Origin of the sequence: Alkalimonas mucilaginosa (genome assembly GCF_036327005.1) — a bacterium.
Taxonomy (GTDB): domain Bacteria; phylum Pseudomonadota; class Gammaproteobacteria; order Enterobacterales; family Alteromonadaceae; genus Alkalimonas; species Alkalimonas mucilaginosa.
Genome location: NZ_JAUGZK010000004.1, coordinates 222,474 through 236,584, shown reverse-complemented (window position 1 = coordinate 236,584; position 14,111 = coordinate 222,474). Strand labels below are relative to the sequence as shown.

The following is a 14,111-nucleotide window of genomic DNA, read 5'->3' as shown; positions in this document are numbered from 1 at the left end:
ACCGCAAAAACTTGTATATACAACCAAGATCGGCTATTTTTATTAGCAACCGTTGCCACCAAGGGATCGCCACCGCATGGCCGTCGCCAAATTTGCTGAAATCAAAGATTTTATGCTGACGCAGATCGAAATCGGTGCCTGGCCCGAGCACAGCCGGGTTCCATCCGAGAACGAGCTGGCCGAGCAGTTTGCGGTGAGCCGGATGACCGCCCGCCGCGCGCTGCAAGAGCTGACCGAGCAAGGCATTTTGTACCGCACCCAGGGCGTCGGCAGCTTTGTTGCGGCACTGAAATCGCAATCCTCCTTACTGGAAATTCGCAACATTGCCGATGAAATCCACAGCCGCGGTCACAGCTACCGGGCAGAACTGCTCCAGCTCACCGAGCTGCCCTGTCCGGCCACCGTGGCGGCGGCGCTCGGTTTAAAGCACAACGAGCGGGTGTTTTTCTCACTAATTGTGCATTTTGAAGACCGACAGCCGCTGCAGCTCGAAGCCCGTTACGTTAATCCGCGGCAAGTTCCGGATTACATGGCGCAGGATTTTTCCGCCATCACACCGCACCTGTATTTAAGCCAGGTGGCACCGCTGACCGAGGCGGAGCATACGGTGGAAGCCATCTTGCCGGATAGCTTCACCTGCCAGCATTTGCAATTGAAAAAACCCGAACCCTGCCTGCGTCTGACCCGTCGCACCTTTAGCCGCGATGGTGCCGTCAGCCTGGCGTATCTGACTTCCCCGGGCAGCCGTTACCGGCTCGGGGGCCATTTAAATTTCGCGCCAGCAGGCGCAACCAGGAGCTCATGATGTCTGATCCACGTATCGATAACAGCCGGGTGATCCGCGCCACCAAAGGTGCGGAAAAAACCGCCAAAAGCTGGCTGACCGAAGCCGCCAAACGCATGCTGATGAACAACCTGGACCCGGATGTGGCCGAGCACCCGCAATCGCTGGTGGTGTACGGCGGTATCGGCCGGGCGGCCCGCGACTGGGCCTGCTTCGATAAAATTATTGAAGTACTGGACCGGCTGGAAGACGACCAGACCTTGCTGGTGCAAAGTGGCAAGCCGGTCGGGGTCTTCCCCACCCACCCGGATGCGCCCCGGGTGCTGATTGCCAACTCCAATCTGGTGCCGGCCTGGGCCAACTGGGAGCACTTTAACGAGCTGGATAAAAAAGGCCTGATGATGTACGGCCAAATGACCGCCGGCTCCTGGATTTACATTGGCTCGCAAGGCATCGTGCAAGGCACTTACGAGACCTTTGTGGCCATGGCCAAACAGCATTTCAATGGCGATGCCAGCGGCAAATGGATCCTGACCGGTGGCCTGGGCGGCATGGGCGGCGCTCAGCCACTGGCCGGCACCATGGCCGGTTTTCATATGATTGCCTGTGAAGTGGATGAAAGCCGCATTGATTTCCGGCTGCGCACCGGCTACGTCGATGTCAAAGCCACCAGTCTGGATCAGGCGCTGCAGCTGCTGGAGCAAGCCAAAGCCTCCGGCAAGCCCACGTCTATCGGTTTGCTGGCCAATGCCGCCGATGTCTTTGCCGAGCTGGTAGAGCGCAACATCATCCCGGATGTGGTGACCGATCAAACCTCTGCCCACGACCCGCTGAATGGTTACCTGCCACAAGGCTGGAGCATGAGCGAAGCCGCCGACCGTCGCCTGCAAAACCCGGAGCAAGTAGTCAAAGCCGCCAAGCAGTCAATGGCAGTGCAAGTTCAGGCCACGCTCGACATGCAGAGCAAAGGCGCGGTCGCGGTTGATTACGGCAACAACATTCGTCAGATGGCCAAGGATGAAGGCGTGCACAATGCTTTTGATTACCCGGGCTTTGTGCCGGCCTACATCCGGCCGCTGTTTTGTGAAGGTGTTGGGCCATTTCGCTGGGTGGCGCTGTCGGGCGATCCGGAAGACATTTACAAGACCGACCAAAAAGTCAAAGAGCTGATCCCGGACAACCCGCATCTGCACCACTGGCTGGATATGGCGCGTGAGAAAATCCACTTTCAGGGCCTGCCAGCCCGTATCTGCTGGATTGGCTTAAAAGATCGGGCCCGCATCGCACTGGCCTTTAACGAGATGGTGCAAAACGGTGAGCTGAAAGCCCCAATCGTGATTGGCCGCGATCATTTGGACTCCGGCTCTGTTGCCAGCCCGAACCGTGAAACTGAAGCCATGCTGGATGGCTCGGATGCCGTCTCCGACTGGCCACTACTGAACGCCTTGCTGAACACCGCCGGTGGTGCCAGCTGGGTCTCGCTGCACCACGGTGGTGGTGTCGGCATGGGCTACAGCCAGCACTCAGGTGTGGTGATTGTGGCCGATGGCACCGAAGCGGCCGCCAAACGACTGGGCCGGGTGCTGTGGAACGATCCGGGTACCGGCGTGATGCGCCATGCCGATGCCGGCTACGACATTGCCCAAAACTGCGCCCGCGAACAAGGGCTGGATTTACCGATGCTGAGCACCAAGGAGTAAGCTATGACCACCCCATTTACCTTGACACCCGGCCAGCTCAGCCTGAGCCAATTGCGCCAGCTTTGGCAAAATGACCAAGCCATTGCCCTGGATAAAGCCGCTTACCCGGCGATTGCCGCCTCGGCCAAAACCGTGGCCGATGTGCTGGCCAAAGGCAAAACCGTCTATGGCATCAATACCGGTTTTGGTCTGTTGGCCAATACCAAGATCGCCCCGGATCAATTGGAATTGCTGCAGCGCTCCATTGTGCTATCGCATGCCGCCGGCTATGGCGAGCTGATGGCCGACCAGACGGTGCGGCTGATGATGATTTTAAAGGTCAACTCCCTTTCGCGTGGCTATTCGGGGATCCGGCCAGAAATCATCGATGCGATGATTGCCATGATCAATCAAGGCGTGTACCCCTGCATTCCGGCTCAGGGCTCAGTCGGCGCCTCCGGCGATTTGGCGCCGCTGGCGCACATGGTACTGCCGCTGATTGGCGAAGGTGAGGTGCGTTATCAGGGCAAGCAACTGCCAGCCAAAGAAGGCTTGCAACTGGCTGGGCTTGCGCCTGTGGTGCTGGCGGCCAAAGAAGGTCTGGCGCTGCTAAATGGCACCCAGGCCTCCACCGCCCTGGCGCTGGAAGGCCTGTTTAAAGCCGAAGACTTGTTTGCTGCGGCCAGCGTAATTGGTGCACTCAGTGTGGAAGCCGCCCTTGGCAGCCGCTCGCCGTTCGATGCCCGCATTCATGCCATCCGTGGTCAGCAGGGGCAGATCGATGCTGCTGCCATTTACCGCCATCTGCTGGCTGAGCGCTCTGAGCTTGGCGACTCGCATCAGGATTGTGAAAAGGTGCAGGATCCCTACAGCCTGCGCTGTCAGCCCCAGGTGATGGGCGCTTGCTTAACGCAAATCCGCCAGGCCGCTGCGGTGCTGGAAACCGAAGCCAATGGTGTCACCGACAACCCGCTGGTGTTTGCTGAAGAAGGCGACATTCTCTCCGGTGGTAATTTCCACGCCGAGCCGGTGGCGATGGCGGCCGATAATCTGGCGCTGGCCATTGCCGAAGTCGGCTCTTTGTCCGAACGGCGGATGGCGCTGCTGATTGATGCCAGCTTAAGCAAACTGCCGGCCTTTTTGGTCAACAATGGCGGTGTTAACAGTGGCTTTATGATTGCCCAGGTTACTTCGGCGGCTTTGGCATCGGAAAACAAGTCGCTGGCGCACCCGGCCAGTGTCGACAGCCTGCCGACCTCGGCCAATCAGGAAGATCATGTGTCGATGGCCACCTTCGCCGCCCGGCGGCTGGCACAAATGGCCGACAATACCCGTGGTGTATTGGCCGTCGAGTACCTGGCTGCCGTGCAGGGACTGGATTTTCGCGCACCGCTTAAATCCACCGAGCGGTTGGAGCAGGCCCGGGCGCGGTTGCGCGACCAGGTCAGCTTTTATGCCGAAGATCGCTACTTCGCGCCGGATATCAAAGCCGCCGCCGAGCTGCTGGCCAGTGGCTGTTTAAGCAGCCTGCTGCCTGCGGCCATGCTGCCCAGCCAGTAAGCGATTAAAGCACTAATACCGCACCCCATGCACCAGGCTGCAAGCCGGCAGCCGCACTGGGGTGCTTAGTGGTAACAAGCGGGTAATGGCCGCCTTGCCAATGGCATCGCGGCTATCACTGCGCTCAATCTGGTAATAAAAGTTCAGGTAGGGCTGTTCCTGATACAGCTGCAGATAAGGGTAACCGGTAAGACGCCAGTTCGCCTGAAAGGATGGATACGCCGGGTTGTCGCTTTCAAATACCATGCGGCCATCTGGCTGCAAGTTAAGCCGATAATCAAAGTCACAGTCTTCGGCACTGTAGGGATGCGCAAAATCCACCGCGCTGCGGCCACCATGCACCTGCACCCCGGCCGGTACCAGAAAAAGTCCCAGATTATCCCGGGTAAACCACTGATTCGACTCCACCAGCAAGCGGTTATCGCGCAGATGCCAACCGGTGTCATCCAGCGCTTGCTGCAACCGGCTGGCTGTGGCCTCTGGGTTTCGCAACATTGGCGAGTAGATCAGGGTGTTTTCACTGACTCGTGCCGGAAAAGGATGCTGATTCAGTTCCACCCGTAGCCCTTGCTGCTGCAATGCAGTGACCAATACACTGGTCTGCTGCGCATCCAGATAACGATGGTTCAAGTGAACGGTTGGTTGTGCGCAGCTTACTAACAGCAATAGCGGCACCAGCGCATACCACCTCAGACAGTTACGCATCATTCGGCTACCGCCACAGGCTCAGGGCAAGACTGAGCTTCCCTTTCCAACCACATCAGGCTTAGATTACCCTTTTGTAAATCATCCGTCTGCTGAGTAAAGGTCAGCAGCAACCCCTTGCTGGTAGGATGCGCTGTACTTTTGGCAGCATGCGCCTGCTCAGAGGAAAGCAGCTCCTCCGCCGGGCCAAAGGTCAACTCGGGGGTCACACAAGTTCGGTACAGCCCTAAACGCTGATTCTCGCCCTGAGCTGAATAATAGATATCGATATTGCCATCCCGGCGCTTTACCGGGCTAAGATCATGAATATTTCCCTGCTGAGGCAGTGACACCACGTCAGACCAGCTTTGCCCCAGATCGGCTGATACTTGCAACCGCCCCGCCATTTCACTGATGGAAGGGCCATTGTGGTAACTGACCAGCACAGTCCCATCGGCAAAACTGGCACTGCCAGGCATGGTTCCCACCGCAAATTGAACCGGCTCACCAAAGGTAACACCGTCCACAGAGCGACTAAAAAACAACTGGCTGCGCCCGGCCCGGTACACCATGCCCAAACTGCCATCGTGCAATGCCAACACCCTGGCAATGGAATAAGCGCCATAATTGCCCGGCAAAGTCACCGGCTCCGCCGCTTTGAGGTCGCTAAGCGGCGCTCGCAGCCACTGTGCCTGAGTCCCCCAAAAACGGGCCGATACCAGATAATACAAAAACTCCTGCCCCTGAAACTCGACGACCGAAGGTGAGGAGATGAAATCGTAATCCACAGCGCTGGCCAGCGCCAGCGTTTCAGGCTGGCGATTGGCCAGCGCCAGCTGACGAATGATGGAAAAGCTCACATCCAGGTCTGAGCGTCCATAGTACAGACTTTGTTGCTGATGGCTAAACGCAGTCACAAAGTCCAGGCCTTGGCCCTGTTCAATCATCACAAACTGCTCTTCTGCAAGGCTAGCAACAGAAACCATCAACAGCACAATCAAACCAGTGACATAGTTTGTTTTATACATAACGTTCTTCTCTTCAGTTCTTCTCTTTAGTTATACTATCAGTGCTTAATTTCAATCACCCGATCCACCGAGGCAATAGTTTCAGGCCGGTGGGCGATTACCACCCGGGTGATACGAAGCTGCTGAATGGCTTTGCTGACAAAGGACTCGGTTTTGGTGTCCAAATGGCTGGTCGCTTCATCCATAAAGAGAATACGCGGCTGACGGTACAGAGCCCTGGCCAGCAAAATGCGCTGTCTCTGTCCTCCCGATAGGGCCGAACCCATATCGCCAATCAGGCTGTTGTAGCCCATGGGCATCTGCTCAATATCCTGATGCACCGCGGCTATCTGGGCACATTCCACCACCCAGCGCATATCAAATTGCTCTTCAAAAAAAACGATATTGTCGCGAATAGTGCCGTAGAGCAAGGTGTCATCCTGCATAACTGCTGCAATCTGTCGCCGGTAGTTTGCTAAACCTAACTGCGGTAGAGGAATACCATCCACCAGCACCTCCCCTTTGCCTGGCTGCAATAAGCCCAGCATCACTTTCATGAGGGTGGTTTTACCGCAACCGGAAGGGCCAACCAATGCAACAGACTCACCAGGTTCAATCACCAGGCTAACATCCTGTAATACCGGCTTGGTCACATCGCTGTAAGCGAAAGAGATATTCTGCAGTTCCAGCCGGCCATCCAGCAACCGCTGCTCACGCTCTTGCTCTGGGTAGACCTGCTCTTTGCTAGTCAGGGCAATATCACCCAATCGTTCAAAGTGTAGGCTGAGCATACGAAATTGAATCATCTTTTCGACCAAACGAGCCATTCTATCCATAAACTGGCTTTTATAAGCCATAAAAGCGAACAACATACCAGTACTAAAGCCACCTACCAGCACCAACCGCGCAGCCAAATAGACCACCAGAATATTCTCCAGACCAAACAGCAGGCGGTTGACGGTTTGGTAAGAAATATTGAAAACCCCAAGACGAATGGACTGGTTGGTTGCATCAATAAAGTGGTTTTGCCACAAACCTTCACGCTTGGCTTCCGAGCCAAACAATTTGATGGTCTGAATACCGCGTACTGTTTCCATAAAGTTGGAGTTCTCTTTGGCCTGCGCCAGAATCTCCTGCTCGGAAACAGCACGCAGTGAGCGGTACATCGCCAAGCGGAAACCGGCGTACAGCAACACTGCTACCAGCACTACCAGACTCAACATAGGGCTGTAGACCAAGATCACGGCTAAAATCGCTAGCGCCATCAGACCATCGATTAAGGCTTCTATCACTCCCGTAGTTAACAGCTCCCGGACCTTACGTAAGGAGCCAAAGCGCGACACCACATCGCCCATATGGCGTTTTTCAAAGTAACTGAGCGGCAGACGGATCAGGTGATGAAATAAATTCCCTGCCATTTGGATATTGAGCAGATTGCCAAAGTGCAGCAGCACAAAGCCTCGTACCGCACTGGTAGCCACCTCAAACAACAATACCAGCGCAAAGCCCAGTGCCAGCACCAACAACAAGCTGGTGTCGCTGGTCAGGATCACATCGTCCACCACCAACTGCATGTAGTAGGGTGCTACCAGGGTAAATACCTGTAATAGAATCGACAGTGTAAACAGCAGTATCAGCGAGCGCTTCAGACCTGTAATTTTCGACCAGAAGTTCGATAGTCCCAAACGGGTTTGGCCCGGCTTTAGCGTAAATTCATTGGTTGGCAGCAGCTCAAGCGCCACACCGGTAAAGTGTTTGCTGACCTCATCCAAACTGAACTTACGTAACCCCATGGCAGGATCATGGATCATGACCTGACTGCCCTGAACAGATTTTAATACCACAAAGTGATTCATATCCCAGTGCAGAATACAGGGTGTCTTCAGTGCTGCCAGATCGTCCAACTCAATTCTAAGTGGCCGGCTGGACAACTGTATTTTTTCGGCAAAATTCATCAGATCAAGTAAAGTACAGCCTTCAATCGACAGCGAAAACTTTTGCCGTAACTCATTCAGGCTGGCCTGATAACCGTGAAAACCGGCCACCATTGCCATACAGGCCAGGCCACACTCCGCCGCCTCGGTTTGATGGACCATCGGCAAGCTACTACGCTGCCAAAATGTCAGTTTCTCAGTCATGGCCTGCATTACAACTGTCCTTTTAGGCTATAAATCGGATCAAACAACCATTGCAGCAAGCTGCGACGCTCGGTAATCACATCCCCATCCAGCGTCATTCCTGCCCGCAGCGGTAGCTCCCGGTTGTATGCCATTATCTGTTGTGCGTTCAATCTTACTCGAACCCGATAACTGGGCTCAGTAAGCTGCATATCAATCACCTCGTCCGGTAAGAGCACCGCTTGACTGATTTCATGCACAAGCCCATGATGCACCCCAAAGCGTTCATAAGGAAAGGCGTGAAAACGCAATCGAACCTCCTGTCCGATGTCAATAAAGCTAATCGCCCGCGTTGGCACATAAACAATGGCTTCCAGTTCAGCACCATCCGGCAGTAAGCTAAGAATAATACTGCCAGCATTCATAAAATGCCCCGGTCTGGCTAGAATGCCGCTGACCACGCCAGCCTTTGGCGCTGTTATCACACTGCGCTGCTCATGCTGCAGGCGTGTCTGTTGGTTGCGTAACTCTGAAACTTGATTGTCCAGCTGACTATGCGAAGCCTGGTGGTCTAGCGGTAGCTGTAGCTGCAGGCTTTTCTGCTGCTTCAATTGCTCTTCCAGCATCAATCGCTGGCCTTGCAACACCTGCTCCTGCTGCTGCAATGAAAGCAAGGTATCTTGCTGGCGACTCAATTCCAGATTGGAAATAAAGCCCGTGCCGGATAACTGCGATATTTGTTCGACTAAATGTTGGTTGAGCTCCAACCGCTGCTGAAACGTGCTCTGTTGCTGTTCAATCTGGCTCAATTGTTGCTGCGCACTGGCAATTCGTTCAGCTACCTCCTGCAAACGAATGCGCTGACGGTCAATTTCCTGCTGTTTCTGTTGCGTTAAATTCGCAAGAATAGCGGCCAGTTCCTGCTGCAAGGAAGCATTCAACTCTGAGTGCTCCGTCGAAAAATGTTGCATGGTCAACTCCAGCAAAAGCTGGCCGGCTTCCACACGATCTCCTTCTTGCACCAACAATTGCTGAACCGCTCCTGGCTGTGAGGTTTGTACTCGGATCACACCCTGCTGCGGTTGCAAAACACCAAATACCACAGCTTTACGGCTATAGCTGCTACTGAGCAACAACACCAGAGAGCACACCACAATAAAGGCAATCAGGCCTGTCAACCAGGCAAAAGCCGGCACCTGCACCAGACTGACCTCGCCTTGCATCCGTGTAGATTGCTGAGTGAGAACTTGCTCACGGAAAAGGGGTTTCATGATTAATTACATAGAACCAATATAGAAATGGCTATAAACAATGTTTATGTTGACACCAAAAATTAAAAAAAACATTGGAGGAAATTATAGTAAGAGCAATCCGCTCATTCAGCAGGAAAACATTCAGTAAAACAGGTAGAGGCAACTACCCCTACCTGTTATTCAGGTCATATTACCTAATTTCTTCAAAGCAAGGTACATCATTGCCATTATCATCTGCGCAGCCATCTATACTTGGTGTGCAAGTAATGACATCTCCACCAGAAACGTTCTTTAATTCTTCCATGGACAGCTGACGCCCCAATAAAACAAAACCCAGATCATTATTACTCATAATAAAACTTCCTTCATTAGACTATAAAAATACAGATGCTAAACAAAATCGCTTAGTTTTATGCTTGCATCTATTTCACGTTGCCTCCCTCTTGCAGTATCACTCAGAAAACTACAAAAAGTAGCCAACACTGGTAAATCTGGACACCACTCTTCTAAGAACAGAAATTGCCCAGATGAATTCAACTCCAAAAAACACCAACAGCCATTCATATCAACCATAAAATCAAATGATGCTGTGACAAGTGAAATCATTGCCATAATTTTCAAACATTTTTCTCTCACACCTAGCGGGATTTCAATTCTGGATGCTTTCAGATGTGTATCTTGGTGCAATCTCCAATCACGAATACTATCGTGTTGGACATTTGAAACTATCCTAACCGCCAGACAAGTTTCACCACATACAAAAACCCGAACTTCATATTCAGCCACAATCAACTCTTGAAAAATTCCTGGTGCATTTTGAAGGGAACTATCTTCTTTAAGATCCTGAGCATGGATCTGACGTGTATAGGTTGCCGTTCTTTGAACACCATCATCCCACACATAACCTGCCAGAGATTTATAAACCGAGTCCTGTTTGATAACGAATTTTCTGATTAAACCTGGATCGTTACTAATAAGGGTTTTTGGGATCTTGAAGCCACAGACTTGAGCTAATTTAAGCTGGTAAACTTTATTCTCGGACGCCAGCGCAGCAGACCTTGGATTAACCCATAGAGCCTTTTCAGTAGCCCCCTCCAACCCGGAAATCACCACACCACACTCACGCCGCGCAAACTCTCTATCATCTCCTAAAAGAGTTGGATGTAACTTAGCAGGCACATCTCGACGAAACCAAACACGGCTGACACTTTCAAAACAAACTCTATTTTCACCATGGAAAACATTGGCAACAGAAGATCCATCCGCATCAAATTCGAATGAAATACACATTGCAGTTGGGAATGCATAAAATGGCAAGATCAAGTTTTTCTTTCCAGTGGCTGTAAGCGCTTTCGAAACAACACTTGCGTGCATATCACTTTCACGGGCCAGAATAATTACTTCAGGTGACATCGTACAGAAACCAAAGAATGAAGATGCGGAAATATTACATGCGGGAATGCAAAAAAAAACAAAAAAACTACAAAATCACATATTTATCACCAAAAAACATCGCAGCAAATAGGTTAACCACTTTAAAATCAATTGAGTGTGTTATAATTAACGATTTCCCTGCAACTTAAACCAAGCACCCAAAATGTAACTCATAGGTTTTTCATCATAACTTTTAGCTCGCAAATTAACTGAAAAACGCTCACAGTTTAACCGCGCGCAATTTAATGAATAATTCCGACACCTTCAATGCCAAATAGATTGAGGTGTTTACAGGCTAGATGGCGCTATTGAACGATGCTAACCTGAACAAGCGACCCGCTTTCTGGGTCAACAATGGCGGTGTTAACAGTGGCTTTATGATTGCCCAGGTTACTTCCGCGGCCTTGGCATCGGAAAACAAGTCGCTGGCGCACCCAGCCAGTGTCGACAGCCTGCCGACCTCGGCCAATCAGGAAGATCATGTCTCGATGGCGACCTTCGCCGCCCTGCGGCTGGCCCAGATGGCCGACAATACCCGTGGTGTATTGGCCGTCGAGTACCTGGCTTCGGTGCAGGGGCTGGATTTTCGCGCACCGCTTAAATCCACCGAGCGGCTGGAACAGGCCCGGGCGCTGTTGCGCGACCAGGTCAGCTTTTATGCCGAAGATCGCTACTTCGCGCCGGATATCAAAGCCGCCGCCGAGCTGCTGGCCAGTGGCCGCTTAAGCAGCCTGCTGCCTGCGGCCATGCTGCCCAGCCAGTAAGCGCTCACACCCAGGTCCACCGCAGTGGGCCTGGGCCAGATTGATTGCGCAATGCTAAAACACCATTAAGCCCATCTGGCTAGACCAGTTGTGCAAAGTTTGCTAAGGTCAGGACCAGCTATAATAAAAAAAACAATCAGGCTGGAACCTTACCATGACGCTAACCATTGCTCACCGTATCATCCTTGGATTTGGCTTGATGGTCCTTCTGCTGATTGTGGCCAGCGGCTCTGCGCTGCTGAGCTTTCTATCCATCGAAGCCTCCACCCGCAATGTGAATGAGCGCGCTATTCCTGCTCAGCAGCTTAGCAATCAAGCGCAAATTCAGCTACTAAGCATGGCCAACGCCAGTGCTCAGGGGTTTGCCGCCGAACAACCTGCTTTGATCAATCAGCAACACCAGCTATTTGCACAAGCCGACCACGGTCTGGTGCAATTGCTGCAGCAAGTGACAGAACTTTCCCAACAACACAGTGCGCTGCAACAGGCTTTGCAGCAGAGCGAACAATACAGCAGTGCCTACCGGCAATCGGTGCAGCAGATGTTTGCGCTCAGGTTGGAGGTGGAGCAAAGCCGGGCGGAGGTGCAGCAGGTATTTCAGCAATTAGAGCAGCAATTGGATGCTCTTGGTGCTCTGTTACTGGATCTATCCTATCTGGATGGGGTCGATAGCGATACGCTGGAGCTGATCGAAGGCACCGCTGGTCGTATTGACGGCCAGTTGCTTGGCCTCATCAATACCTTACGAGAGGTGGCGAATGCCACCGAGCTCGGCCAGTTGCAGCGCAGTGAAGACAATATCAACTTCGCCTATAGTGATATGCAGGTCAATATCGACTACCTGGCTCAGTTGGTGGCAAACATTGACACCGGTGGGCTTTGGTCGGATTTTCAGGCTCAGCGACAACAACTGGAACAGAACTTACTTCAGGAGCAACCGTTACTTCGCCTGCAACTGCAGCGCCTAACGCAACAGCAACAAGCTCGCCAGCATCTGTACCAGGCGGAACAGGAGCTCAGCAACGGCATCATGGCCCTGCAACAAATGGCCAGTGCCGCCGATCAGCAAGTCAGTCAACTGCAGCAAGCCGTTAGCCGTACTATTTCACAAGGCAATTGGCGCAATGTCATCATATTGCTGGTGCTTATCGTGCTGGCCACAGCCATTGCCTGGGTGACCATCCGCGCTATGCTGCAACCATTGGCCAAAATCAACCAGGTGCTGGGCGTGATGGCCAAAGGCGATCTTAGTCAGCGTTTGACCATTCAGCGCGATGACGAGTTTGGCAAGTTGGCCAATAACGTCAATCAGTTGGTCGAGTCGCTTAGTAGCCTGGTCCAGCGTATTCAAAACTACGCCCGCGAACTGAACCAGAATGCACAGCGCTCCGGTTTGGATGTGCAGGATATTCGTCAGGCCTTGCAGCAACAAACCAGCCAAATTGCCAACATTAACACCAGCACACACCAATTAAGCACACAAAGCCAGCATATTGCCGAGCAAGCAGAGCAAGCAGTGCACGAAATGCAGCAAGGCATGCAACACAACCAGCAGGTACATCAGCTATCAGAGCAAAACAATCAACGCATAGGCCACTTAGCTGAACAACTGCACAGTATTGATGCTTTGATGCAACAGGTGAGTGAGCAAGGCAAACAGATTGGCGGCATTCTCGATACGATCAGCAGCATTGCCGAGCAGACCAACCTGCTGGCGCTGAACGCTGCCATAGAAGCAGCCAGAGCAGGTGAGCAGGGCCGGGGGTTTGCCGTGGTCGCTGATGAGGTACGCACCCTGGCTGGCCGCACCCAGCAAGCCACCAACGATATCCAAGCCATGATAGAGACCTTGCAGCACAGCACCATGGCGGCAGCAAAAGCGGTGCAACAGGGCAATCAGGATGCCAGCCAATGTGTCGAGGAAAATCAGCAGTTATTGCAGGCGCTGCAGCAAATACACCATGCTATCCACCAAATACATGGCATCAATAGCAAAATCGCGGATGCAACCGCGACACAGCTGAGTCAGGGCGAAACCATAGAGACGGCGATGGAGTTGGTAGTGCAATTGGTGCAAAACAGCTCGGATAAAGCCGAAAGCACCCAGGCGCATAGTCAGGATGTCACCAAGCTGGCATCAGAACTGGAGCACGCCAGTGCGACCTTCCGCTTGCGGGGTTAAACCGAAACTAAAACGAAATTCTTTTTCCATCAAGGCTGGTTGGTACTCGATCAGTTCAATATTTGCTTCGCGGGCAAAAATACGTTCCTGACTGGTAAAACTTTGAAAGCTGATAATCATGCCTTGCTGGCAATGAAAGCCAAGCATTTGCTGAAAGCGCTCCCGCAAACACTCCATGGATACCATGCTGTCGGCATCAGGATGAAAATACACCAATGTTTTACTCTCTGGATTGTGCCAAAAGAATACCTCGTTATCATCAGCGGTTGCAGGCTCCAACTCACCATGTTGCTGCAAAGACTGTTTCAGGCGACTGAAAAAAAATTCCTGCTGCCTGAGCCGTTCCTGCTCTCGTTGAAACCGTTGTGGCAATGACAACCAGCGGTTGCCAGAGTCCATTTCAATAAAAGCTATCAAATTAAACATCAGGGCCGACACAAACAGCAGGACAAAAGCCCACAACAGGAAAGTGGACCAGAACTCTGAGAGCACCAGAGCGGGTTGGGAAAAAACGATGGAGTGTTCAGAAAAAAGCAAAAAAATAGCACCTGCCGCTATCCCTAGCAAAGTACTAATAGTGGATAATAATAACCATTGGCTACGCATAACGACTCTACCCTGAGTGGCAAAACTACTAAGGTTAGTAT

Annotated in this window: 11 protein-coding genes and 1 pseudogene; 5 read left to right on the top strand and 7 right to left on the bottom strand. The window is 52.4% G+C overall.

The window, feature by feature from the left end:
* Positions 1-76 precede the first annotated feature (76 nt).
* From hutC to hutH, 3 genes are read left to right on the top strand one after another with little or no spacing between them, the layout of a single operon-like run.
* Entirely contained in the window at positions 77-805 is a 729-nt protein-coding gene (hutC, locus tag QWF21_RS07455) for a histidine utilization repressor (RefSeq protein ID WP_305943826.1), read from the top strand.
* Positions 805-2,484, top strand: a complete 1,680-nt coding sequence (gene hutU, locus QWF21_RS07450; RefSeq protein WP_330087415.1) for a urocanate hydratase — start codon at positions 805-807, stop codon at positions 2,482-2,484. The genes hutC and hutU overlap by 1 nt, the downstream gene beginning before the upstream one ends.
* Before the next feature lie 3 nt (positions 2,485-2,487).
* A complete protein-coding gene (hutH, locus tag QWF21_RS07445) occupies positions 2,488-4,023 on the top strand; it encodes a histidine ammonia-lyase (protein WP_330087414.1) in 1,536 nt (511 codons plus the stop codon).
* Positions 4,024-4,035: 12 nt separating this feature from the next.
* Here hutH and QWF21_RS07440 read toward each other — a convergent pair whose 3' ends face one another.
* The 6 genes from QWF21_RS07440 to QWF21_RS07415 all read right to left on the bottom strand — a co-directional run bounded on the left by QWF21_RS07440 (position 4,036) and on the right by QWF21_RS07415 (position 10,497).
* Positions 4,036-4,731 carry a hypothetical protein gene (locus tag QWF21_RS07440; RefSeq protein ID WP_330087413.1) on the bottom strand — a complete coding sequence of 232 codons (696 nt, stop codon included), beginning with the start codon at positions 4,729-4,731 and terminating at the stop codon, positions 4,036-4,038.
* A complete protein-coding gene (locus QWF21_RS07435) occupies positions 4,728-5,735 on the bottom strand; it encodes a sialidase family protein (protein WP_330087412.1) in 1,008 nt (335 codons plus the stop codon). The genes QWF21_RS07440 and QWF21_RS07435 overlap by 4 nt, the downstream gene beginning before the upstream one ends.
* A 38-nt stretch (positions 5,736-5,773) precedes the next feature.
* Positions 5,774-7,861: a peptidase domain-containing ABC transporter gene (locus tag QWF21_RS07430; RefSeq protein ID WP_330087411.1), complete on the bottom strand. Its 2,088-nt coding sequence runs from the start codon at positions 7,859-7,861 to the stop codon at positions 5,774-5,776.
* Positions 7,861-9,102 carry an HlyD family efflux transporter periplasmic adaptor subunit gene (locus QWF21_RS07425; RefSeq protein WP_330087410.1) on the bottom strand — a complete coding sequence of 414 codons (1,242 nt, stop codon included), beginning with the start codon at positions 9,100-9,102 and terminating at the stop codon, positions 7,861-7,863. Before QWF21_RS07425 ends, QWF21_RS07430 begins: the two co-directional genes overlap by 1 nt.
* Positions 9,103-9,274: 172 nt before the next feature.
* Positions 9,275-9,436 carry a bacteriocin gene (locus tag QWF21_RS07420; RefSeq protein WP_330087409.1) on the bottom strand — a complete coding sequence of 54 codons (162 nt, stop codon included), beginning with the start codon at positions 9,434-9,436 and terminating at the stop codon, positions 9,275-9,277.
* Positions 9,437-9,474: 38 nt separating this feature from the next.
* Positions 9,475-10,497, bottom strand: a complete 1,023-nt coding sequence (locus QWF21_RS07415; RefSeq protein ID WP_330087408.1) for an MvdC/MvdD family ATP grasp protein — start codon at positions 10,495-10,497, stop codon at positions 9,475-9,477.
* Between the two features lie 320 nt (positions 10,498-10,817).
* On the opposite strand from QWF21_RS07415, the pseudogene QWF21_RS07410 reads away from it, so the two are divergent.
* A pseudogene (locus QWF21_RS07410) lies at positions 10,818-11,282 on the top strand (aromatic amino acid lyase); the annotation flags it as partial.
* Positions 11,283-11,436: 154 nt separating this feature from the next.
* Complete coding sequence (locus QWF21_RS07405; RefSeq protein WP_330087407.1) at positions 11,437-13,464, top strand: methyl-accepting chemotaxis protein; 2,028 nt, start codon at positions 11,437-11,439, stop codon at positions 13,462-13,464.
* Here QWF21_RS07405 and QWF21_RS07400 read toward each other — a convergent pair.
* Positions 13,420-14,070, bottom strand: a complete 651-nt coding sequence (locus QWF21_RS07400) for a hypothetical protein (RefSeq protein WP_330087406.1) — start codon at positions 14,068-14,070, stop codon at positions 13,420-13,422. The genes QWF21_RS07405 and QWF21_RS07400 overlap by 45 nt on opposite strands.
* Between the last annotated feature and the right edge of the window lie 41 nt (positions 14,071-14,111).

Bases quoted from the DNA above. Each gene is read 5' to 3' on its own strand.
- hutC (WP_305943826.1), top strand. From the start codon at position 77: ATGGCCGTCGCCAAATTTGCTGAAATCAAAGATTTTATGCTGACGCAG.
- hutU (WP_330087415.1), top strand. From the start codon at position 805: ATGTCTGATCCACGTATCGATAACAGCCGGGTGATCCGCGCCACCAAA.
- hutH (WP_330087414.1), top strand. From the start codon at position 2,488: ATGACCACCCCATTTACCTTGACACCCGGCCAGCTCAGCCTGAGCCAA.
- QWF21_RS07440 (WP_330087413.1), bottom strand. From the start codon at position 4,731: ATGATGCGTAACTGTCTGAGGTGGTATGCGCTGGTGCCGCTATTGCTG.
- QWF21_RS07435 (WP_330087412.1), bottom strand. From the start codon at position 5,735: ATGTATAAAACAAACTATGTCACTGGTTTGATTGTGCTGTTGATGGTT.
- QWF21_RS07430 (WP_330087411.1), bottom strand. From the start codon at position 7,861: ATGCAGGCCATGACTGAGAAACTGACATTTTGGCAGCGTAGTAGCTTG.
- QWF21_RS07425 (WP_330087410.1), bottom strand. From the start codon at position 9,102: ATGAAACCCCTTTTCCGTGAGCAAGTTCTCACTCAGCAATCTACACGG.
- QWF21_RS07420 (WP_330087409.1), bottom strand. From the start codon at position 9,436: ATGAGTAATAATGATCTGGGTTTTGTTTTATTGGGGCGTCAGCTGTCC.
- QWF21_RS07415 (WP_330087408.1), bottom strand. From the start codon at position 10,497: ATGTCACCTGAAGTAATTATTCTGGCCCGTGAAAGTGATATGCACGCA.
- QWF21_RS07405 (WP_330087407.1), top strand. From the start codon at position 11,437: ATGACGCTAACCATTGCTCACCGTATCATCCTTGGATTTGGCTTGATG.
- QWF21_RS07400 (WP_330087406.1), bottom strand. From the start codon at position 14,070: ATGCGTAGCCAATGGTTATTATTATCCACTATTAGTACTTTGCTAGGG.